This is a genomic window from Sinomonas halotolerans, from assembly GCF_039615075.1.
Lineage (GTDB): Bacteria > Actinomycetota > Actinomycetes > Actinomycetales > Micrococcaceae > Sinomonas > Sinomonas halotolerans.
The window spans coordinates 199,844-220,914 of sequence record NZ_JBDFRB010000006.1; the positions used below are offsets into that span (position 1 = coordinate 199,844).

The following is a 21,071-nucleotide window of genomic DNA, read 5'->3' on the forward strand; positions in this document are numbered from 1 at the left end:
AAAGGGCTCGTCACCGGCGTGTTAACGGCGTGTTTCGCGCCGACGACGGCGGGTCCTCCCCACCGTCGTCGGCGCGTCATCCGCCGGGCTGCTGCGGGCTCGCCCGGGCCGTTGCCCTGGACGGGCCCGGCCTCAGAGGGCCGCCGCCCCGCGTTCGCCGGTGCGGACCCGCACGGCCTCCTGGACCTCGACGGTCCAGGCCTTTCCGTCGCCGGCCCTGCCCGTGTTGCTCGTGGTGATGATGACATCCAGGATGTCGTCCGCCTGAGCGTCCGAGGCCAGGACCTCGATGCGCAGCTTGGGCAGGAGGTCCACGCTGTACTCGGCGCCGCGGTACACCTCGGTGTACCCGCGCTGGCGGCCGTAGCCGCTCGCCGAGCTCACGGTCAGGCCCTGGACCCCGTAGGCCTCGAGGCCTTCCCGGATGGCATCGAGCTTCTCGGGACGGACGATCGCGGTGATGAGCTTCATGCCTCCACCTTCTTCTCGGGCGCCTTGGACGCGGTGAGCAGGTCATCGGCATTGAACGCCTTCACGTCGGCCTCGGCTCGGTGCCCGAGCGGGTGGAACCCGGAGCCGGCCGCGCTGGCCGAGTACGCGGTCTCGGCGTGGAGGGCGATGTCGACGCCTGCTTCCTCGGCCTCGAGGGAGACCCGGAAGCCCATGGTGGCGCGGATGGCCCAGCCGATCAGGAGGGAGAGCACGAACGAGTAGACGAGGACGGCTCCCGCGCCGAGCGCCTGCTTGCCGAGCAGCTCGAACCCACCGCCGTAGAAGAGGCCCTGGCCCGCCGCCGGGGAATCCGGGTTGGCCGCGAAGCCGATGAACAGCGTGCCCAGGATGCCGCCGACGAGGTGGACGCCCACGACGTCGAGCGAGTCGTCGTAGCCGAAGCGGTACTTGAGGCCCACGGCCAGTGCGCACAGGATGCCGGCGATGAAGCCGAGGACGATCGACCACAGCGGGGTGAGCGCCGAGGCCGCCGGGGTGATGGCGACGAGGCCTGCGACGATGCCCGATGCCGCACCCAGGGACGTCGCGTGCCCGTCCCGGAGCTTCTCGACGATGAGCCAGCCGAGGATCGCCGCGCACGGGGCGACCAGGGTGTTGATCCAGGCGTAGCCCGCGACGGAGTTGGCGGCGAGCGCCGAGCCGGCGTTGAAGCCGAACCAGCCGAACCACAGCAGGCCCGCGCCGAGCATGACGAACGGCAGGTTGTGCGGCCGGTGGTTAGGGTCCTTGCCGAACCCGTTGCGCTTGCCGAGGATCAGGGCGAGGGCCAGGCCCGCCGCGCCGGCGTTGATGTGCACCGCAGTACCGCCGGCGAAGTCGATGACGCCGAGGCCCTGGCCGATCCAGCCGCCGATCGGGTTGCCGTCCGCGTCCTTGTTGAAGTCGAAGACCCAGTGCGCGACCGGGAAGTAGACGAGGACCGCGAAGAGGCCGGCGAAGACCATCCACGAGCCGAACTTGGCGCGGTCCGCGATGGAGCCGGAGATGAGCGCGACGGTGATGATCGCGAAGACGGCCTGGAACCCCACGAAGACGATCTCGGGGATCGTGCCGGACAGCGGAGCCCCCTCGCCGGTGGTGAGGACGCCCTCGAGGCCGAACTTCTCGAGCGGGTTCCCGAGCAGGCCCGCGCCGACGTCGGTGCCGAAGGACATCGAATAGCCGACGGTCACCCAGAGGACGCCGACCAGGGCGATGGCGCCGAAGCTCATCATCATCATGTTCAGGACGCTCTTCGCGCGGGTCATGCCCCCGTAGAAGAACGCGAGGCCAGGCGTCATCAGCAGCACGAGGGCTGCGGAGATGAGCACCCAGGCGGTGTCACCAGTGTCCATGGCGGAACCTTTCGAATGTGCGTGCGACGGAAGGGGGTCAGGAGCGTCGGGGCGGGCCCGCTGCCCTGAACCTTGACCACAAGCATCCCGCCGCGGTGTTTCGGCCCGTCGAGGGCTGTATTGCGTTCCCGTTACAAGTGCACGGGGTGCGTTAATCCCCGGTCACGACGGTGTTTCAGGCGCATTTCGGAGCCGACGTGCCCGCGGGGGCATAACGTGGTCCCGTGCCCTCACGCCCTCCGCGCCCGCCCGTGCCCCGCGACGTCTGGGTCATGGTCGCGGCCGCGTTCGTCATCGCCGTCGGCTTCGGCCTCGTCGCACCCGTCCTCCCGCAGCTCGCCACGAGCTTCGGGGTCGGGGCGACTGCGGCCTCGGTGATCGTCAGCGCCTTCGCCCTCACACGGCTCATGCTCGCGCCGTCGGCGGGCGCGGCAGTCGACCGGTTCGGCGAGCGCCCGGTGTACGTGACGGGCCTGCTCGTGGTGGCGGCCTCGAGCGCGGCCTGCGCGTTCGCTCCGGACTACTGGACGCTCCTCGCGGTCCGGGGCCTCGGGGGCCTGGGGTCCACGATGTTCACGATCTCAGCGGCGGGCCTCATCGTCCGGCTGGCCCCTCCCGACGCGCGCGGACGCGTGAGCGGGCTCTTCGCGTCCTCGTTCCTCCTGGGCAGCATCGCCGGGCCGGTGCTCGGCGGCCTCCTGGCCGGGTTCGGGCTCCGGGTGCCGTTCCTCGTCTACGCCGCCGCGCTCGTGGTCGCCGCCTCGGTGGTGCACGCGCTCCTGGGGCGCGGTGCGGGGCAGCGCACGACGCCGGCCGCCCGCCCCCCGTTCCTCCTCGCCGACGCGCTGCGGGTCCCCTCCTACCGCGCCGCCGTGGGCTCCAACTTCGCCAACGGATGGGCGACCTTCGGTGTGCGGATGGCCCTCGTCCCGCTGTTCGCCACGGCGGCGCTGGGCGCGGACTCGGGCACGGCCGGGCTCGCGCTCGCACTGTTCGCGGTCGGGACGCTCGGCGCGCTGACGTTCTCGGGCCGCCTCACGGACCGGTGGGGACGGCGTCCCGTCGCGATGCTGGGGCTCGTCCTCGCGGCCGTGCCCACGGCGTTCATAGGACTGAGCCCCCACGAGGCGGCGTTCTTCGCGCTCTCGGTCGCCGCCGGGTTCGGATCGGGCTTCCTCGGCCCGTCACTCCAGGCCACCGTGGCGGACGCGATCGGCTCGGACCGCAGCGGCGGGCGCCCGCTCGCGGTCTTCCAGATGGCCGCCGACATCGGGAGCATCATCGGCCCCCTCATCGCGGGCGCCCTCGCGGACACGGTCGGCTACGGCTGGGCGTTCGCAGTCTCCGGCGCAGGCCTCCTGGCCGCACTGCCCCTCTGGGCGGGCCGCCGCCTCCATCACGCGGAACCGGCGCCCAGCCGCCCCGCAGCCTAGGCCCAGTGGGCCGGCAGGGACCCCACAACGGACCGCCAGGGACCCCACAACGGGCCGGCAGAGACCCCACAACGGTTGAGGGTTGTGGTTGTGGGGTCCCTGGCCTAGGCGAGGATCGCGTCGACGAAGGCCTCCGGGTCGAACGGCGCGAGGTCGTCTGGGCCCTCGCCGAGCCCCACGAGCTTGACCGGGACACCGAGCTGCTTCTGGATCGCGACGACGATCCCGCCCTTCGCGGTGCCGTCGAGCTTGGTCAGGACGATGCCGGTGATGTCGACGACCTCAGAGAACACCTTGGCCTGGGTGAGGCCGTTCTGGCCGGTGGTCGCGTCGAGCACGAGGAGGACCTCATCCACCTCGGCGAGCTTCTCGATGACCCTCTTGACCTTGCCGAGCTCGTCCATGAGGCCGACCTTGTTCTGCAGGCGGCCCGCGGTGTCAACCATGACGACGTCCGCCTCCTGCTCGATCCCGGCCTGGACCGCCTCGAAGGCGACGGAGGCAGGGTCTGCCCCGTCGACGTCGGACTTCACGGTCGGCACGCCCACGCGCGCCCCCCACGTGGCGAGCTGCTGCGCGGCCGCGGCGCGGAAGGTGTCCGCGGCGCCCAGGAGCACGTCCTTGTCCTCGGCGACCAGGACGCGCGCGAGCTTGCCCACAGTGGTGGTCTTGCCGACGCCGTTGACGCCCACCACGAGCACGACCGCAGGCTTGCCGGACTTGCGGTCCACCGCCAGGGAGCGATCCAGGGCCGGGTCGACGAGCTTGACGAGCTCCTCGCGCAGCATGGCCCGGACCTCCTCCGGGCTGCGGGTGCCCATGACCTTGACGCGGTCGCGGAGGGTGTCCACGAGCGCGAGGCTCGGCTCGGTGCCGATATCGGCGAGCAGGAGCGTCTCCTCGACCTCGTCCCACACGGACTCGTCGATCCGGTCGCTCGCAAGCAGGGCGAGCAGGCCCTTGCCCAGGATGCTGTTGCTCTTGACGAGGCGCTCGCGCAGGCGGGTGAGCCGGCCCTCGACCGGCGCTGGAGTCTCGACCGGGACGGCCTCGGTGACCGACTCGTCGAGGACATCACGCCCGGGTGCCTCAGCCCGCTCGGCGGGGGCGGGGAGCGTGTCGACGGCGCCCGGCGCGGGCTCGCCGTCGAGGGCAGAGGGCTGGGTCGGGGTGATGACCGGGTCGTTCGCGTCGCGCGGGCCGGTGTACTCGATCTTCTTCCGGCGGCCGCGCACCAGGCCGATGACCGACCCGGCGATGACCAGGGTCACGAGGACGACGATGAGGATGACGGGCAGCATGGCGGAGAGGTCTGTCACGCGTCCTAGCTTCTCACAGCGGTGCGCCGGCCCTCTCGAGCTTCTGGCTGATCACGGTGGACACCCCGTCTCCCCGCATCGAGACGCCGTAGAGCGCGTCCGCTACCTCCATGGTCCGCTTCTGGTGCGTGATCACGATCAGCTGGCTGGACTCCCGCAGCTCCTCGAAGATCGTGATGAGGCGGCCCAGGTTCGTGTCGTCGAGGGCTGCCTCGACCTCGTCCATGACGTAGAACGGGGACGGCCGGGCCTTGAAGATGGCCACGAGGAGCGCCACTGCGGTGAGGGACCGCTCGCCGCCTGAGAGCAGCGAGAGCCGCTTGATCTTCTTGCCGGCCGGGCGCGCCTCGACCTCGATCCCCGTGGCCAGCAGGTCACCGGGGTCGGTCAGGACGAGCCGGCCCTCGCCGCCCGGGAACAGCCGGCCGAAGACGCGCTCGAACTGGGCGGCCGTATCGGCGAACGCCTGGGCGAAGACCCGCTGCACCCGCTCGTCGACCTCCGCGATGATCTTGAGCAGGTCCTTGCGGCTCGTTGTGAGGTCCTCGAGCTGCGAGGCGAGGAACTGGTGCCGCTCCTCGAGCGCGGCGAATTCCTCGAGCGCGAGGGGGTTCACCTTGCCTAGGGCCGCGAGGTCCCGCTCCGCCCTCCGGAGCCGCTTCTCCTGCTCGGTGCGCACGAACGGCACGCCGGCCGGGACAGGCTCGCCCTCGTCGTCGACCGCCACCCGCAGCGCGGCCCATTTGTCCCCCTCGTCCGCGGGGACCGGCACGGGACGCTGCGGGCCGAACTCGGCCACGAGGTCCTCGGCGGAGAGGCCGAGCTCGTCCACGGCGCGCTCGTGCAGCGCCTCGAGCCGCAGGCGCTGCTGAGCCCGGGCGAGCTCGTCGCGGTGCGCGGCATCGTTGAGCTCGGCGAGCTCGCGCGCGAGGGCGTCGTTCTCCTTCCGCAGCGCGGACAGGCGCTCGTCGAGTTCGGCACGGCGCTCCTCCGCAGCATCCCGTTCGCCGGCAGCGGCATGCACCGCGGCGTCGGCCCGGGCCAGGCCGGTGTGCGCGGCGTCCGCCACGGCTCCCGCGAGGGCGGCCTGTCGGGCGCGCTCCTCGGCCCGGCGCCTGGCCTCTTCGGCTGCCCGGCGCTCGGAGGCGGCCGCGCGCTCGAGCGACTCGGCGCGCGCCGCGAGGGTGCGCTCCTGCTCCTCGGCGGCGCGCAGGGCGAGCCGCGCCTCGAGCTCCGCGGAGCGGGCTGACGCGGCCTGCGCCTGGAGGCGGTCCCGCTCGTCGGGAGCCGGCTCGTCGTCCTCAGGGGCCTCCTCGGCGAGCTCGAGCCGCTCGACAGCGGCCTCGAGCGCCACCTGCTCGTCCCCGAGCCCGGCCCGGGCCGCCGCGAGGGAGGCCGCGAGGCGGTCCTCTTCGGAGGCGGCCCCACGCAGCTGGGCATTGAGGGCGGCGAGCGTCTCCGCCACGGCCGCGTAGCGGGCGTCCGAGTCGTTGAGAGCGGCGAGGGCGGCCTCGGCCCGTTCGCGCGCGGTGCGCTCGCGCTCCTGCACGCCTGCCAGCGCGAAGCCGCAGCGCTCGTACTCTGCCTGGGCCTCCGCGAGGCGCGACGCCGCCCTGTCCACGTGGGCCTGGAGCTCGATGGTCGAGGGCGCCCCCGCGGAACCGCCCCGCAGAGCGGCCTGGGTCGCGACGTCCCCCTCCGCCGTGACGGCCGTCAGCGCCGGCGCGCGCTCCAGGAGCGCCACGGCGTCCGCGAGGGTGCGCACGACGACGGTGCGTGCCGTCAGGTGCGCGACCGCGCCCGCGACCCTCGGGTCGGCGGTGATGACGTCGGCGAGCCACACGGCCCCCTCGGGAAGCGGCATCATCCCCGCCCCACCCGTTTCGGGTACAGATCCGGACGCCGATCCGCCATCTCGGGTACGGCCGTCCCCGCCGTCAGCCGTTTCGGGTACAGATCCGGACGCCGGTCCGCCATCTCGGGTACGGCCGTCCCCGCCGTGCGGCTCCCCTGGCGCAGCCGAGCCGACTAGCAGCGCCGCCTGCCCGGCGTCGTCCGCCTTGAGCGAGGCGAGGGCGGCCGCAGCCTCCTCGCCGCCCGAGACCGCCAGCCCCTCCGCGAACGGCCCGAGCGCCGCCGCCGCGGCCGCCTCGTAGCCCTCTTGGGCCCGCACGAGGTCCGCCACCCGACCGAGCACGGCCGCGGAGCCCGCGAGCGACGCGCTCCCATCCCTGTCCTTGAGTCCGGCCGAGAGGGCCTCGAGCCGGGCCTGACCCGCGTGCCGCTCGGCGTCCGCGCGGCGGCGGCGCTCGAGGAGCGCCTCGCGCTCGGCCTCCGCGGCCGCAAGGGCCTCCGCCGCCTCCTCGTACTCGGTGTCGAGGTCCTCCTCCCCCTCCTCGACCCCGGCGATCTGCGCCTCGAGGGCCGTGAACTCCTCGCGCGCCGCCCGCTCCCGCTCGCCCGCCGCGGCCAGGGACGCCTCGAGCCGCCCGATCTCCGCCTCCGCGGCCTCGACGCGGCTGCGGGCGGCCGCCGCCTGGCCTGCGAGCCGGGCGAGACCCTCGCGCCGGTCGGCCTGGGCGCGCAGGAGCGCGGTGTGCCGGCGGTCCTCGGCCGATGCGGCTGCCTCCGCCAGCGCCCTTGAGTCCTCCGCCGTGGCGAGCGACTCCGCGCGCACCTCGACCGTCTCGGCCACCGCCTCGAGCTCGAGCCGGACCGCCTCCGCCTGCCGCTCGAGCGCTTCGGGGTCCCGGCCGCGCAGCGGCGGCTCGGAGGAGCCGAGGAGCCGGCGGCGCTCGAGGGCCAGCGAGCCGAGGGAGCGCAGCCGCTCACGGACCTGGCTGAGGCGGTACCACGTCTCGCGCGCCGCGTTCACCCGCGGCGTGGCGTCCGCCGCGGCACGCTCGGCCTCGGCCTGCGCACGGCGCCCCTCGTCGAGCCGCCGCTCGACCTCCGCCCTGCGCGCGATGAGGGCCCCCTGGTCCGCATCCTCCTTCTCGAGCGAGGCGGTGAGCGTCGCGATGTCGTCGGCGAGGAGGCGGGAGCGGGCATCGCGCACGTCCGACTGGATCCTCTGGGCCCGGCGCGCAACCTCGGCCTGCCGGCCGAGCGGCCCGAGCTGGCGGCGGATCTCCGCCGTAAGGTCCGACAGCCGGGCGAGGTTGGCCTGCATCGCCTCGAGCTTGCGGACCGTGCGCTCCTTGCGGCGGCGGTGCTTGAGGATCCCCGCCGCCTCCTCGACGAAGCCGCGCCGGTCCTCGGGCGTCGCGTGCAGGACCCGGTCGAGCTGCCCCTGGCCGACGATCACGTGCATCTCCCGGCCGAGGCCGGAGTCGCTCAGCAGCTCCTGGATGTCCAGGAGGCGGCAGGGGGACCCGTTGATCGCGTACTCGGAGCCGCCCGCGCGGAAGAGCGTGCGCGAGATGGTGACCTCGCTGTACTCGATCGGCAGCGCCCCGTCCGTGTTGTCGATCGTGAGCGAGACCTGCGCACGGCCGAGAGGAGGCCGGCCCGCGGTGCCGGCGAAGATGACGTCCTCCATCTTGCCCCCGCGCAGGGTCTTGGCGCCCTGCTCCCCCATGACCCACGCGAGGGCGTCCACGACGTTGGACTTCCCCGAGCCGTTCGGGCCCACGACCGCGGTGACCCCGGGCTCGAACTCGAAGGTCGTGGCCGAGGCGAAGGACTTGAAGCCTCGGATCGTCAGCGTCTTGAGGTGCAAGGGTCTGGAGCTCTCCTGTCGTGCCCGCCGCGGACGGCCGGGGTGTTGGCGACATTCTGCCACCGGGACCGGACAGTTCCCGTCAGGCGCGGGGTCTGGACCGGCCGGCTACCACCGGGCGTTGCGGGGCACGGGCTGGCAGCGGGTGCACCGATAGGACGACCGGTTCATGAAGCGCTCCCGCACGATCACCCCGGGCACCGGGGCGTCCGCACACCGCCGGCAGGGCATTCCGGCGCGGCCGTAGGCATCGAGCGACCGGGAGAAGTAGCCGGAGGCGCCGTTGACGTTGACATAGAGGGAGTCGAAGCTCGTGCCGCCGGCCTCGAGGGCGCGGGCCATGACGTCCCGCACCGACTCCACGAGCCGGACGCTCTCCGGCCGGCGCAGCGTGTCCGTGGGCCTTGCATAGTGCAGCCGTGCGCCCCACAGCGCCTCGTCCGCGTAGATGTTGCCGATCCCGGAGACGAGCGCCTGGTCGAGGAGGGCCCGCTTGATGCCGGTGCGCCGGGCCCTCAGGCGGGCGTGGAAGGCCTCCGCGTCGAACAGCGGGTCGAGGGGGTCGCGGCCGATGTGCGCCGCCTCTGCCGGGACGAGAGGGAGGCGGGAACCGCCCGCGCCTCCCGCCCCGCCGTCGTGCGTGGGGACGAGCCCGACGACGGCGAGCCCCCCGAAGATGCGCTGGTCCACGAAGCGGAGCTCGCCGGGCATGCCGGGGGCGGGCGAGAGCGTGAGCCGCACCTTGAGGTGCTTCTCGGCGGGGGCGTCAGGCTCCTCGACCAGGAGCTGGCCGCTCATGCCCAAGTGCGCGAGGAGGGCCGTGTGCGGCGGCTCGCCCGCGGGCGCGTGCGGGTCGGCGAGCGGCAGCCAGAGGTACTTGCCGCGGCGGACCGCGTCGAGGACGGCCGCCCCTTCGAGCTGGCCGCGGAAGTCCTCAGGGCCGAGCCCGTGGCGGCGCACGGAGCGCGGATCGAGGACCTCTGCCCGTTGGATGACGCGCCCGGCGACCCATGAGGACAGGCCGCGGCGCACCACTTCGACTTCGGGGAGTTCGGGCATGCTAGGCCGAGGCCGTCTCGCCCTGCCCGTCGGGGCCGAGGACCTTCCACGCGTTGGCAGCGGATTCCTGCTCCGCTTCCTTCTTGGAGTTGCCGGTCCCGGTGCCGTACGGGGTGCCGCCGATGTGCAGCGTGGCCGTGTATACGCGCGCGTGGTCGGGGCCGTCGCCCTCGACCGCATAGTGGATGGTCCCGAGCTGACGGCTGGCCGCGAGCTCCTGGATGTGCGTCTTCCAGTCCGTGCCGGCGCCCATGACGGCGGCATCGGCGAGGAGCGGCGCGATGAGGCCGACGACCAGGAGCCGGGCAGCCTCGAGCCCGTTGGCGATGAACGTGGCGCCGATGAGCGCCTCCATCGTGTCAGCGAGGATCGAGGCCTTGTTCTTCCCTCCCGTGACCTTCTCGCCCTGGCCGAGGTAGATGTGCTCGCCCACGCCGAGGCGCCGGGCGATGCCCGCGAGGGCGCGGGTGCTCACGACGGCGGCGCGGCGCTTTGCGAGTTCGCCTTCCGAGAGGTCGGGGTACTCGCGGTAGAGCATCTCCGTCACGGAGAAACCCAGGATCGAGTCGCCGAGGAACTCGAGGCGCTCGTTGGTCGGGATCCCGCCGTTCTCGTAGGCGTAGGAGCGATGGGTGAGTGCAAGACGAAGCGTCTCGGCGTCGATGTCGACGCCGAGACGCTTCAGAAGCTCGTCATGAGTGCTCATGCGCGAGAATGCCGCCGTTCTAGACGTCGGCGACCTTGCGGCCCTTGTACTCGAGGAACAGCTCGGTGCCAGCGGAATCGGTGACCACCTTCGCCTGGTGCGGCAGGCTGTAGGTCACGCGGCCGTTCTCCACGGTCTTGACCAGGGTGGGAACGGAGGCCTTCCACTGCGAGCGGCGGGCGCGGGTATTCGAGCGAGACATCTTCCGCTTGGGAACAGCCACGGCTAACTCATTTCTCTCTTAGTGCCAACACTTACTCATCGTCGTGCCGGTCTGGCTTCACCAGATCTGCCAAGGCAGCCCACCGGGGGTCGACGACCTCATGGTGGTGCCCCGGCTCGTCCGCAAGGCGCACTCCGCATTCGGAGCACAGGCCTTCGCAGTCTTCCCGGCACACCGGCTGGAACGGCAGCAGGGTCACTACCGCGTCCCGCAACACCGGCTCAAGATCGATGGAATCGTGCTCGACTCGACGTTGCTCTTCATCGTCTTCTCCGTCCGAGGGCGCATGGCCCTCGAAGAAGAAAAGCTCCTGCACTCCGGCGTCGAGACCGTACTCGATGGGATCCAGGCAGCGGCCGCATTCGCCCGTCACCGTGACGTGCGCGGCCCCTGAGACAAGGATCCCCTCGTGCACCGACTCGAACTTCAGGTCCAGGTCCACGGGGGACCCTTCCTTGACGCCGATGAGCGCCACACCGAGATCACCCGGTGCGGGTACATGCTCCGTGAGGGTCCGCATTGTCCCCGGGCTGCGCCCGAGGTCCTTGACGTCGAACATCAAAGGCGAACGTGCTTCGCGCTTAATGGGAACTCCTGTAGAACATAGACCGACAAACCATCCTAGCCTGTGCGGGCGCACTGCCCCAAACCAGACCGGGCGGTGGGCCGACACTGCCGGCCCTCTGCGGCCGCCCTGCTCGTGCGCGTCCAGTCTAGCGTTGGTTCAGCGCCCCGCGTCGCCGGCACTCCGTTCGGCGAGCCGCGCCATGACCGAGCGCGGCACGAACTCGGAGACGTCGCCGCCGAGGTCGTGGACCTCTTTGACGAGGGTCGAGGACAGATGCACGTAGTGCGCCTCTGCGGGGAGGAACACCGTCTCCACGCCAGTGAGCTGCCGGTTCATGATCGCCATCGGCAGCTCGTAGTCGAAGTCGCCCGAGGAGCGCAGGCCCTTGACGATTGCTGACGCCCCCCGCTGCCGGCAGTACTCGGCCAGCAGTCCGTCGCCCATGGGCTCCACGATGATGCCGCTGATCGCGCTGAGCGTGCGCCGCGCCATCTCGATCCGCTCCTCGAGGCCGAACCGGTACTTCTTGGCGTAGTTGGTGGAGACCGCCACGATCACCTCGTCGAACAGGTTCGCCGCCCGTGCGATGACCTCGAGATGCCCGTTGTGGATGGGATCGAAGGAGCCTGGGCACACCGCGCGTCGCATAGGGCCCAACCTACTCCATGCCCCAGCCCGCAGCCTGTCAGGGAGGGTCCGGAGACGGCCGTGGCGGCGGCTAGCATGGGCGGATGACTTCCGCGTGGCAGCGAACAGCGGCAGGCGCCAACCTCCTCGGAGCCGACGGCCGCCTCGGCGTGACGATCTTCGAGGAGATGACGGGCCTCGCGGCCCGGCACGGAGCGGTGAACCTCGGGCAGGGGTTCCCGGACGAGGACGGCCCCGCGGCGATGATGGAGGCCGTGCGCGCGGCGGTCCTCGCGGGGGCGAACCAGTACGCGCCCGGGCAGGGCCTGCCGGTGCTGCGCGAGGCCGTGGCAGCCCATCAGGAGCGCTTCTACGGGATCCGCCTGGACCCTGCCCGTGAGGTCATCATCTCGACGGGCGCCACCGAGGGGATCGCCGCCGCCGTGCTCGCCCTCGCGGGCCCGGGAGACCAGGTCCTCACCTTCGAGCCGTTCTACGACTCCTACGGGGCGATGATCGCCCTCGCCGGGGCCGAGCACACCACGGTCCCCCTGCACGCGCCGTCGTTCCAGCCGGATCCTGCACAGCTCGAGGCCGCGTTCGGGCCGCGCACCAGGGTCGTGATCGTGAACAACCCCCACAACCCGACGGGTGCGGTCTTCAGCCGCGAGACCCTCTCCCAGATCGTCAGTCTGGCCGCGAGGCACGACGCCGTGATCGTCACCGACGAGGTGTACGAGCACCTCGTGTTCGGCGCGCCGCACCTCCCGGTCGCGTCCCTGCCCGGCGCGGCCGAGCGCACCGTGACGGTCTCCTCCGCCGGCAAGACGTTCTCGTTCACCGGCTGGAAGGTCGGCTGGGTGGCCGGCCCCGAAGAGCTCGTGGCCAGGATCCGGACGATCAAGCAGTTCCTCACCTACAGCTCGGGGACGCCCTTCCAGGCGGCGGTGGCGGGGGGACTCGGCTATCCGGACGAGTTCTTCTCGGACACCGCCGCCGCGCTGCGGTCCAAGCGGGACATCCTGGCCGAGGGGCTGCGCGCCTCCGGCCTCGAGGTCTACGTCCCGGAAGGCACCTACTTCATCACCGCGGACGCGGCGGCGCTCGGGGTGGACGACGCCCTGGGCCTCGCGCGGCGGCTCCCGGAGCTCGTGGGGGTGGCCGCGATCCCCGTGTCCGTGTTCTGCCATGCCGAGGGTGCGGCCCGCACCCGGTCGCTGCTGCGCTTCGCATTCTGCAAGAAGGAGCCGGTGCTGCACGAGGCCGCGGGGCGCATAGCCCGGATGGCCTCGGTCCTGTGACGGCGTCAGGCGGCGCGGCCTCGTCGCGCTACCTGCGGGGCATCGGGGCGCATGCCGCGATCGAGCCGGACGCCTTCGTGCCGGGAGCGTGGATCCTGTCCATCGGCGGCGCGGAGCAGTCCCACGTGGACCTCGCGCAGCCGGAGCACGTCTTCTATGCCTACCTGCGCCGGATCGCGAACGTCGCGGACGTCGTGGCGCCCGCTGGCGCGCCAGTGCGGGCGCTGCACCTTGGCGCAGGCGCGCTCACTCTGGCCCGGTACGTCCAGGCGACGCGCCCCGGGTCGGTGCAGACCGCGGTCGAGCTCGAGCGGGAACTCTCCGACTTCGTCCTCGGGCACCTTCCCCTCCCTGCGGGGACGGACCTCGTGACGCTCATCGGAGACGCGCGCTGGGAGCTTCCGGCGGCAGCCGGGCGGGGACCCTACGACCTCGTGGTGCTGGACGTCTTCTCCGGCCCCGATGCCCCCGAGCACCTCGCGGACCCGGGATTCTACGCCGACGCCGCCGCCCTGCTCGCGCCGCACGGGGCGCTCGTGGTGAACATCGGGGACGATCCCCCGCTGCGGTTGGTGAAGTCCCAGCTGGGCATCATGCGCTCGATGTTCGGCGGCGTGGCTGCCCTCACCGAGCCCGAGATGCTCAGCGGGCGGTTTCCGGGGAACGTCGTCGCAGTCGCCACGGCCGGGCCGTGGCCCGGTCACTGGACGGAGCCGCTCGTCGCCGCCGGGCCGCATCCCGGCGTCGTGCTGCGCGGCGTGGAGCTCGACGCTATCTGGGGATGACGGTGCCGCCGACGCCGGACGCCGGGGCCAGCCGAGCGGGATGTCAGCTCGCGAGCTTCTGCTCCGCGAGGCGCTTGACCCATTCGGGGGTGGGCCTGTTGAGCCGCTCGTCGAGGACCACGCGCAGTCGCGCGGCCGCGATCTGGACGCGGCGGTCGGAGGAGCCGGGGCGGCGCTCGGGCGCTTCGTCGGAGGTGTGACGGCCGCCGCTCTCGTTCGGGAGTGCCTCGTGCTTGCTCACGTCTGACCCTTTCGTGCCGCTGCAGTGGCTGCGCAGCTCTCCCCCCAGTATCGCCTCTGCCGTGCGGGCGCGTCCACGCGTCATCACGGACCGTCCTCGGCGTCCGGGCCCCCGTCTGCATCCGGGACGCCGTCGCCTGAGAGCTCCTCGTCGAGCCCCGCCTCCTCGGCCTCGGCGATCGGGTCGACCCACACGGCGTCGAGCAGCATGAGCTCCTCCTCGCTCGCGATGAGCTCGCTCCTTGCCAGGCTCGCGAGGACCATGGTGCCCATCGCCTGCATCTGCGGGTCGGGCGAGACCGAGGCCTCGAGGGCCCACTCGGTGCGCCGCCAGAATTCGGCGCGCCGGTCCGAGTGCGAACGCTGCCGGATGGTGTGCAGCCCGACGACGGCTGCCACCACCGCAGCGGTGAACGTCCCCACCGGCGCGAACGCGGCAAGCACTTCCCACCACACGGGCGCTGCGGCTGCCAGGGCGTCGCCGGCCCCGGCCCCGGGGACGGCGGGCGCGGTGGCCGACGGCGAGGCGGGCAAGGGCAGGATCATGCCTCCACCGTAGCGTCCGGGTCCGACGCTCCTCGGTCCCCGGCGACGGGCTCAGCGAACCACAGGCGCGTCTCACCGTACTTGCGCTCGGAGAGGAGCCCGAGGCCTTCGGGCCACGCCGGCTCGGCGGAGCGGGAGGAGCGTTCGACGACGACGACGGCGTCCGGCGCGAGGTGCGGCGCGAGCGCCTCGAGCACGGCCGCGAGGGACGCCTCCGCGAGATCGTACGGGGGGTCGAGGAAGACGAGGTCCCAGTGCTGCCCCTCCAGGGTCTTCTCGAGGAAGCCCTGGACCTTGGACCGGTGCACCGTGACGGCGCGGCGGCCCACCGCATCGTTGACAGTCCGCGCATTGCGCTGGCACACGCCCACGGCCTTGGCATCCGTCTCGACGAGCTCGACCGTGGACGCGCCGCGGCTCGCGGCCTCGACGCCGAGGGCCCCCGAGCCGGCGTAGAGGTCGAGGACGCGTGCGCGCGCGATCATCCCGAGGGCCTCGAGACGCGAGAAGAGCGCTTCCTTGACGCGGTCCGTCGTGGGCCTCGTTCCGGAGCCAGGCACCGAGGCGAGCGGTGTCCCGCCGGAGATCCCGGCGATGATGCGGCTCATGCGTGCGTTCCTTCCTGTGCTCCCCGCGCTCCCTGTTCTCCCTGAGCCTGCTGTGCTTCCTGCGCCTCCTGCGGATCGGTGTCACCCACGTTCGAGGAACACCTCCTTCTCGGGCTCGAGGTACGCCTCGATCGCGTTCCTGAGCGGGGCATGGGACGAGAGCTGCGGGTCCTCCTCGACGATCTCCACGGCGTCCTGGCGCGCTCGCTCGATCACCTCGGTGTCCCGCGTGACGCGCAGGAGCCGGAGGGTCGATCGCCGTCCCGACTGGGTGGCCCCGAGGATGTCCCCCTCGCGCCGCTGCTCGAGGTCCTTCTGGGCGAGGACGAAGCCGTCGGTGCTCGCGGCCACGGCATCGAGCCGGGCACGGCTCGGGTGCCCCGGCTCGAGGGAGGTGACGAGGAGGCAGGTGCCCGGATGCCCGCCGCGGCCCACACGCCCCCGGAGCTGGTGGAGCTGGGCAATGCCGAAGCGGTCGGCGTCGAGGATGACCATGAGGGTGGCATTGGGGACGTCGACGCCGACCTCGACGACCGTCGTCGCCACGAGGACCTGCGTGGTGCCCGTGGCGAAGGACTCCATCGACGCAGACTTCTCCGCCGCGTCCATCCGCCCGTGCAGCGAGCCGATGCGGACTCCCGCGAGGGCTTCCTCTTCCTCGAGCCTCGCAGTCGTCGCCGCGACGGAGGCCGCCGGCGGGGCCTGCGACCCGTTGTCAGCGAGCGACCCGCCTCCCCACGTGGCGTCGTCGAGCGCCTCGAGGTCGCCCTCGTCCTCCCCGGACTCGCCGATCTGGGGGCACACGACGTAGACCTGCCGCCCGGCCTCGGCCTCTTCCCGGGCCCGGGCCCAGATGCGCCGCTCCCAGGCCGGGTTCTCGGCGAGTCCCACCACGTGGGTCGCGATGGGCGAACGCCCCGCGGGCAGCTCCGAGAGCACGGAGGTCTCGAGGTCTCCGAAGACGGTCATCGCCACCGTGCGCGGGATGGGCGTGGCCGTCATGACGAGCAGGTGCGGCGTGGCGAGGCTCTTGGCCCGGAGCGCGTCGCGCTGCTCGACCCCGAAGCGGTGCTGCTCGTCCACGACCACTAGGCCTAGGTCCGCGAAGGCGACGTGCTCGGACAGCAGCGCATGCGTGCCGACCACGATCCCCGCCTGGCCGCTCGCGGCGGCCAGGAGCGCGCGCTTGCGCTCCCCCGCCGACTGCGAGCCCGTGAGCAGGACGACCTCGACGCCGGGCGCGTCGGGGTCGGCCCCGAGGAGCCCCTCGCGCACGAGCGGGCCGAGCGTGCGGCGGATGGACGCACAGTGCTGGGCCGCGAGGACCTCCGTGGGAGCGAGCAGCGCGGCCTGGCCCCCGTCGTCGACCACCTGGAGCATGGCGCGGAGGGCGACCACGGTCTTGCCGGAGCCCACCTCGCCCTGGAGGAGGCGGTTCATGGGGTGCGGCTCGGCAAGCTCTGCGGCGAGCTCCTCGCCGACCGCACGCTGGCCGGCGGTGAGTTCGAACGGCAGCCGCGCGTCGAAGGCGTCGAGGATGCCACCGCGGCGGGCCGGGCTCGGGCGGGACGGGAGCTGGGCGTGCTGGATCCGCCGGCGGGCGAGCGCGGTCTGCAGGACGAGGGCCTCCTCGTACAGGAACCGCTGCCGGGCGAGCATCCACGCCTCCTGCGTGGGGGGAACATGGACCATGCGGTACGCGTCGCCGAGGCCGGGCAGCCGGTACTTCTGGCGCAGGCGCTCGGGGAGCGGGTCTGCGAGGGCCTCGAGGTCGAGCTGCCCGACGAGGATGCCCGTGGCCTTGGCGATCTGCCAGCTCGTGACCTTGGCCGATGCCGGGTAGACGGGGATGGGCCGTCCGGCGATCTCCTCGGGGGTGAGGCCGCTGTCCTCCTCCGGGTCGAGCAGGGTGTACTCGGGGTTGGTCAGCTGCAGCCGTCCCTTGTACCGGCCCACGCGGCCGGAGAACATCGCCACGGTCCCCGGGGTGAGCTGGCGAGAGGCCTGGAACCCGTTGAAGAACGTGAGGCTGATGGTGTCCACACCGTGGTCGGTGAAGCCGTCCGAGACGAGGACCTCCGTGATGGACCCGCGGCGGGTCGCCATCCGCCGCGTGCTGGACTTCACGACGCGGGCCAGGAGCGTCGCGTCCTCGTCGAGGGGCAGGCGTGAGATCGGAGTCAGCTCCCCGCGCTGGATGTAGCGCCGGGGGAAGTAGTCCAGGAGGTCGCCCGCGGTCTCGAGGCCGAGCGCGGCCGCGAGCTTCTTGGCGGACCCTGCCCCGAGCAGCCGGGAGAGGGGGATCTCCCGCTCAGACGGCACGGGTGCTGCCGTCCCCGACGCCGGCGTCTGTGGGGTCCGCGGCGTGCAGCTCGGTGAACGCGATGCGCTCGGGCGTGCCGAAGGTGCCGATGAGCGTAAGTGCTGCCTCCGGGTCGGGCACGTGGACGTGGACGCGCCAGCGGCACTCGCCGGCGCCGTCGTCGAACGCCCCGACCGGGCTCATGATCACCGAGTCGCCGATCTCGTCGAGCTTCTGCCGCAGCCCCGCGGCGTCGAGCGGGGTGAGCGTGAGCGTGCACATCACCTCGACGCCCTCTGCGGCCGGCTGGGCCCCGTGGATGTGGGGATCGTCGATCCGGTACCCGTGCAGGCCCTCGAGGACGTCCTCCCCCAGCCCGTTCCCGAGGACCGCATTCCGCAGCGCCCCGAGCACCAGGAGGAAGCCGACCCCGCCGGCGTCCACAACATGCGCCCTCGCGAGGACGCCCAGCTGCGCCTCCGTGTCGACGACCGCGCCCACCGCGGCCTCGACCGCGGCGTCGAGGGTCGCGGCGAGGGCCTGGTTGCTGTCAGCCCCCGCCTCAGGCGCGTCGTCGTGCCGCGCCCGGGCAGCGCCGTCGGCCGCCGCCTCCAGGACCGAGAGCATCGTGCCGGCCACCGGCTCGCTCAGCGCGGACCAGGCACGGATCTGCGCGCGGTGCAGGGCCGCGGCGAGGAGCGGGCCGCTCACGCGCGCGTGCCCCCGCAGCGAGGCGGCGAACGCATCGAGGAAGACGGCGAACAGGGTCCCGGAGTTTCCCCAGGCCTCTTCCATGGCGGCCTGCCCGGCCGCGGCGAGGACCTCCCCCACGTCCGTGCCCTCGGCGTCGGCGGCGGCCGTGGCCGCTGCCCGTACGGTGTGGTAGAGGTTCGTTCCCGTGTCGCCGTCCGCCACGGGGAAGATGTTGATCGCGTTCAGGCGGTCGCTGTGATTGCCCAGGACGGTTTCCGCGTCGGCGAGCCAGCGCCGCATCGTCGCTGCGTTCGAGGCGATCTTAGAGTGCAAAGTGGTCCCATCCGCTCGCTGGCACAGGGCGGCCGCCGAGGGCCACCCCGCCCGGCCCGCCGGCCGCGGGCACCACAGAGCCTATCGCAGCGAAGCCCTCGGGGAGCGGGGTTCCGGCCGGAAAGGCAGCGAGGAGACCATGGTCCTCCCCGCCGCCGAGGACCCACGGGAGCGGGTCCTCTCCGAGGGCCTGTGCCACCGGCGCGAGCCGGCTGGCGTACGGCGCGAGCGCAGCCGGGTCCAGATCGAGGACCACGCCGCTCGCGCGGGCCAGCCGGTCGCCGTCCCGGAGCAGCCCGTCGGAGAGGTCCATGAGCGCGTGCGCACCGGCGCGGGCGGCCGCAGGGCCGGCGGCCAGCGGCGGGAGCGGGCGGCATTGGCGCCCGACGGCGTCCCGGAGCTCGGCGGACAGCTCGCCGTACGCCGGTCCCCGCTCGAGCAGGGCGAGGCCGGCCGCTGCGGCGCCGAGACGGCCGGCGACCGCCACGGTGTCCCCGGGCCGGGCGCCGGAGCGCAGGACGGGCGCCCGGCCCTCGAGGCTGCCGAGGACGGTCACGGTCACCGAGAGCTCCCGGCCCCGGCCGAGGTCTCCCCCCGCCACCGTGCACTGGTCGGCGCCGAGGCCCCTGATGGCCGCGACGAGGCCGTCCGCGAGGCCCTCGACCCACGCCGTCCCGGTCTCCGGCGGGAGGGTCAGGCTCACGACCATGGCCGTCGAGACGGCACCCATCGCGTTGATGTCCGAGAGGTTCTGCGCCGCGGCCTTCCAGCCCACGTCCTCCCCTGTGCTGCGGTAGCCGTTGGGCCAGACGAGCCGGAAGTCCGCGTCCTGGGTCTGGGTGTCCGTGCTGACCACGACCCGCCCGTCCGGCGCGGCCACCACGGCGGCGTCGTCCCCCGGGCCGAGCAGCGCGCTGCCGAGGACCGTGAGCCGGGGGAAGATGCGCGCGAGGAGTGCGGACTCGTCGAGGTCGCGCACGAGGTCCCCCGCCAGCTGTGGGTCTGCCATTCCCTCAGACTATCCGCCGTGATGCGCTCCGGTGCCTGCCAGCGCGGCTGCTCCGGGATCCGGTTGCGCGCCCGCACCGCGGTAGGCTGGTCAGGCCCCCCAAGCCTCGACAGACGGAGCACCGATGCGCGCACGCACCCCCGCCCTCAGGGCCTGCGGACTCGCCGCGCTCACGCTCCTCGCCGCCGTGCTGTCCGGCTGCGCCGCGCCCGTTGCGGTCGAGCCCGCGCCGGGCGCCGCGGACCCCGCCTGCGCGCCGCTCATGATCGCCCTCCCCCAGACCCTCGGCGACGCCTCGATGCGCAAGACGACGAGCCAGGCGACGGCCGCGTGGGGCGACCCGTCCGTCGTCGTGCTCCGCTGCGGCGTCGCCTCCCCCGGCCCGACCACGGACCGCTGCGTGAGCGTCAACGGCGTCGACTGGGTGATCGAGGAAGGCGACCCGTACTACACGCTCACGACCTTCGGGCGCGAGCCGGCCACCGAGATCCTCCTCGACGAGGAGCGGATCAGCTCGGCAACCGTCCTGGCGAGCCTTTCCGGCGCCGTCGAGAAGGTCCCCGCGGCCCGCAAGTGCGTGGGCAAGGAGGACCTCGCGTCCCTCCCGGCCGGGGGCTAGCGCAGGCCCGTGGGCCGCGCGAGGGCGAGCTGGATCAGCTCGTCGATGAGCTCGGGGTACGGCACTCCCGTCGCGGCCCACATCTGCGGGTACATGCTGATGGGGGTGAAGCCCGGCATCGTGTTGATCTCGTTGATGACGAACTCGCCCTCAGGCGTGTAGAAGAAGTCCACACGGCTCAAACCCTCGGCCGCGACGGCGTCGAACGCGACGGCCGCGAGCTCGCGCACGTGCGCGATCGCCTCCTGCGGGAGGTCAGCGGGGCATGAGAGCGCCGCGGCGCTGTCCTCGACGTACTTCGCCTCGAAGTCGTAGAAGGCGTGGCTCCCGCCGGCCACCGAGACCTCGCCGGGCAGGGAGGTCCGCGGGGCGTCCGCCCCGCGGCCCTCGAGCACGCCGCACTCGATCTCGCGGCCCGCGATCGCGGCCTCGATGACCAGGCGCGGATCGTGGCGGCGGGCCTCGGCGATGGCGGCCTCGAGCTGCTCCGGCGCATCCACCTTCGTGATCCCCACCGAGGAGCCCGCGCGGCACGGCTTCACGAACACGGGGTACCCGAGGCGCCCGACGGCGTCGCGCACCGCGCCCGGGTCCCTGCGCCACTCCTTGTCGGTCACCGCGATGTAGGGCCCGACCGCGAGGCCGGCCGCCGCGAAGGCGAGCTTCATGAAGTGCTTGTCCATGCCCACGGCCGAGGCCAGGACTCCGGCCCCGACATACCGGACGTCGGCGAGCTCGAGCAGGCCCTGGACCGTCCCGTCCTCGCCGAACGCGCCGTGCAGGAGGGGGAAGACGACGTCGACCTCGCCGAGCTCGCGCGGCACCCGGTTGGGCTCCGCGACCACGAGACGGGTGCGGCCCGACCCCTCGGCGAGGCTCACCGTGCCCTCGGCGGGGCCGACCTCGGGCAGGCGGCCCGTGTTGAGCGCCCACTCATGCCAGTCGCCGTCGGAGAGCACCCACTGGCCCTCGCGTGTGATGCCGATCGGGACGACCTCGTACCGGTCGGTGTCGATTGCGCCCATGACGCCCGCCGCAGTCACGCACGAGACGGCGTGCTCGCTCGAGCGCCCGCCGAACAGGAGCGCGACCCGCACCTTCCGCGAGCCGGACGTTGCGTTGGATTCCACTG

20 protein-coding genes are annotated in these 21,071 nt (G+C 72.9%); 4 read left to right on the forward strand and 16 right to left on the reverse strand.

The genetic code is table 11. The features are described 5' to 3' along the window. Positions 1-132: 132 nt before the first annotated feature. Together ABCQ75_RS09395 and ABCQ75_RS09400 are read right to left on the reverse strand one after the other, a co-directional pair. Complete coding sequence (locus tag ABCQ75_RS09395) at positions 133-471, reverse strand: P-II family nitrogen regulator (protein ID WP_345884968.1); 339 nt, start codon at positions 469-471, stop codon at positions 133-135. After that, positions 468-1,847: an ammonium transporter gene (locus ABCQ75_RS09400; protein WP_345884969.1), complete on the reverse strand. Its 1,380-nt coding sequence runs from the start codon at positions 1,845-1,847 to the stop codon at positions 468-470. The genes ABCQ75_RS09395 and ABCQ75_RS09400 overlap by 4 nt, the downstream gene beginning before the upstream one ends. A gap of 272 nt (positions 1,848-2,119) precedes the next feature. On the opposite strand from ABCQ75_RS09400, the gene ABCQ75_RS09405 reads away from it, so the two are divergent. Continuing rightward, positions 2,120-3,280 carry an MFS transporter gene (locus ABCQ75_RS09405; RefSeq protein ID WP_345885039.1) on the forward strand — a complete coding sequence of 387 codons (1,161 nt, stop codon included), beginning with the start codon at positions 2,120-2,122 and terminating at the stop codon, positions 3,278-3,280. Positions 3,281-3,384: 104 nt separating this feature from the next. On the opposite strand, the gene ftsY is transcribed toward ABCQ75_RS09405, so the two are convergent. The 7 genes from ftsY to coaD all read right to left on the reverse strand — a co-directional run bounded on the left by ftsY (position 3,385) and on the right by coaD (position 11,524). Next, complete coding sequence (gene ftsY, locus ABCQ75_RS09410) at positions 3,385-4,599, reverse strand: signal recognition particle-docking protein FtsY (protein ID WP_427916076.1); 1,215 nt, start codon at positions 4,597-4,599, stop codon at positions 3,385-3,387. 13 nt (positions 4,600-4,612) lie between these two features. Further along, positions 4,613-8,320, reverse strand: a complete 3,708-nt coding sequence (locus ABCQ75_RS09415) for a chromosome segregation SMC family protein (RefSeq protein ID WP_345884971.1) — start codon at positions 8,318-8,320, stop codon at positions 4,613-4,615. A gap of 108 nt (positions 8,321-8,428) precedes the next feature. Further along, positions 8,429-9,379: a bifunctional DNA-formamidopyrimidine glycosylase/DNA-(apurinic or apyrimidinic site) lyase gene (gene mutM / locus ABCQ75_RS09420; protein WP_345884973.1), complete on the reverse strand. Its 951-nt coding sequence runs from the start codon at positions 9,377-9,379 to the stop codon at positions 8,429-8,431. A 1-nt stretch (position 9,380) separates the two neighbouring features. Continuing rightward, positions 9,381-10,085 (reverse strand): ribonuclease III, encoded by a 705-nt coding sequence (gene rnc, locus ABCQ75_RS09425; protein ID WP_345884975.1) that lies wholly within the window; start codon positions 10,083-10,085, stop codon positions 9,381-9,383. A 19-nt stretch (positions 10,086-10,104) separates the two neighbouring features. Next, entirely contained in the window at positions 10,105-10,308 is a 204-nt protein-coding gene (rpmF, locus tag ABCQ75_RS09430) for a 50S ribosomal protein L32 (RefSeq protein WP_066498296.1), read from the reverse strand. A gap of 31 nt (positions 10,309-10,339) precedes the next feature. Beyond that, positions 10,340-10,870, reverse strand: a complete 531-nt coding sequence (locus ABCQ75_RS09435) for a YceD family protein (RefSeq protein ID WP_345884984.1) — start codon at positions 10,868-10,870, stop codon at positions 10,340-10,342. 162 nt (positions 10,871-11,032) lie between these two features. Beyond that, positions 11,033-11,524: a pantetheine-phosphate adenylyltransferase gene (coaD, locus tag ABCQ75_RS09440; protein ID WP_345884985.1), complete on the reverse strand. Its 492-nt coding sequence runs from the start codon at positions 11,522-11,524 to the stop codon at positions 11,033-11,035. Positions 11,525-11,607: 83 nt separating this feature from the next. On the opposite strand from coaD, the gene ABCQ75_RS09445 reads away from it, so the two are divergent. After that, positions 11,608-12,804: an aminotransferase class I/II-fold pyridoxal phosphate-dependent enzyme gene (locus tag ABCQ75_RS09445; protein ID WP_345884988.1), complete on the forward strand. Its 1,197-nt coding sequence runs from the start codon at positions 11,608-11,610 to the stop codon at positions 12,802-12,804. Next, positions 12,801-13,589: a spermidine synthase gene (locus tag ABCQ75_RS09450; protein WP_345884989.1), complete on the forward strand. Its 789-nt coding sequence runs from the start codon at positions 12,801-12,803 to the stop codon at positions 13,587-13,589. The genes ABCQ75_RS09445 and ABCQ75_RS09450 overlap by 4 nt, the downstream gene beginning before the upstream one ends. Before the next feature lie 43 nt (positions 13,590-13,632). Here the strand turns inward: ABCQ75_RS09450 and ABCQ75_RS09455 are convergent, their stop codons facing one another. From ABCQ75_RS09455 to ABCQ75_RS09480, 6 genes are all read right to left on the reverse strand, one after another. After that, positions 13,633-13,830: a hypothetical protein gene (locus ABCQ75_RS09455; RefSeq protein WP_345884991.1), complete on the reverse strand. Its 198-nt coding sequence runs from the start codon at positions 13,828-13,830 to the stop codon at positions 13,633-13,635. Positions 13,831-13,913: 83 nt separating this feature from the next. Next, entirely contained in the window at positions 13,914-14,375 is a 462-nt protein-coding gene (locus ABCQ75_RS09460) for a hypothetical protein (protein ID WP_345884993.1), read from the reverse strand. After that, entirely contained in the window at positions 14,372-14,983 is a 612-nt protein-coding gene (rsmD, locus tag ABCQ75_RS09465) for a 16S rRNA (guanine(966)-N(2))-methyltransferase RsmD (protein WP_345884995.1), read from the reverse strand. Before rsmD ends, ABCQ75_RS09460 begins: the two co-directional genes overlap by 4 nt. An 81-nt stretch (positions 14,984-15,064) precedes the next feature. Next, on the reverse strand, positions 15,065-17,305 hold the full coding sequence (locus ABCQ75_RS09470; RefSeq protein WP_345884998.1) for an ATP-dependent DNA helicase RecG: 2,241 nt from the start codon (positions 17,303-17,305) through the stop codon (positions 15,065-15,067). Next, positions 17,295-18,278, reverse strand: coding sequence for a DAK2 domain-containing protein (locus ABCQ75_RS09475; RefSeq protein ID WP_345885043.1), 984 nt, complete (start codon positions 18,276-18,278; stop codon positions 17,295-17,297). Before ABCQ75_RS09475 ends, ABCQ75_RS09470 begins: the two co-directional genes overlap by 11 nt. A gap of 22 nt (positions 18,279-18,300) precedes the next feature. After that, entirely contained in the window at positions 18,301-19,320 is a 1,020-nt protein-coding gene (locus ABCQ75_RS09480) for a thiamine-phosphate kinase (RefSeq protein ID WP_345884999.1), read from the reverse strand. Positions 19,321-19,444: 124 nt separating this feature from the next. Between ABCQ75_RS09480 and ABCQ75_RS09485 the strand changes: the two genes are divergently transcribed. Continuing rightward, positions 19,445-19,939, forward strand: a complete 495-nt coding sequence (locus ABCQ75_RS09485; protein ID WP_345885001.1) for a DUF3515 domain-containing protein — start codon at positions 19,445-19,447, stop codon at positions 19,937-19,939. Here ABCQ75_RS09485 and ABCQ75_RS09490 read toward each other — a convergent pair. Beyond that, positions 19,936-21,069, reverse strand: a complete 1,134-nt coding sequence (locus tag ABCQ75_RS09490; RefSeq protein ID WP_345885003.1) for a D-alanine--D-alanine ligase family protein — start codon at positions 21,067-21,069, stop codon at positions 19,936-19,938. The two genes, ABCQ75_RS09485 and ABCQ75_RS09490, sit on opposite strands and share 4 nt — an antisense overlap. Between the last annotated feature and the right edge of the window lie 2 nt (positions 21,070-21,071).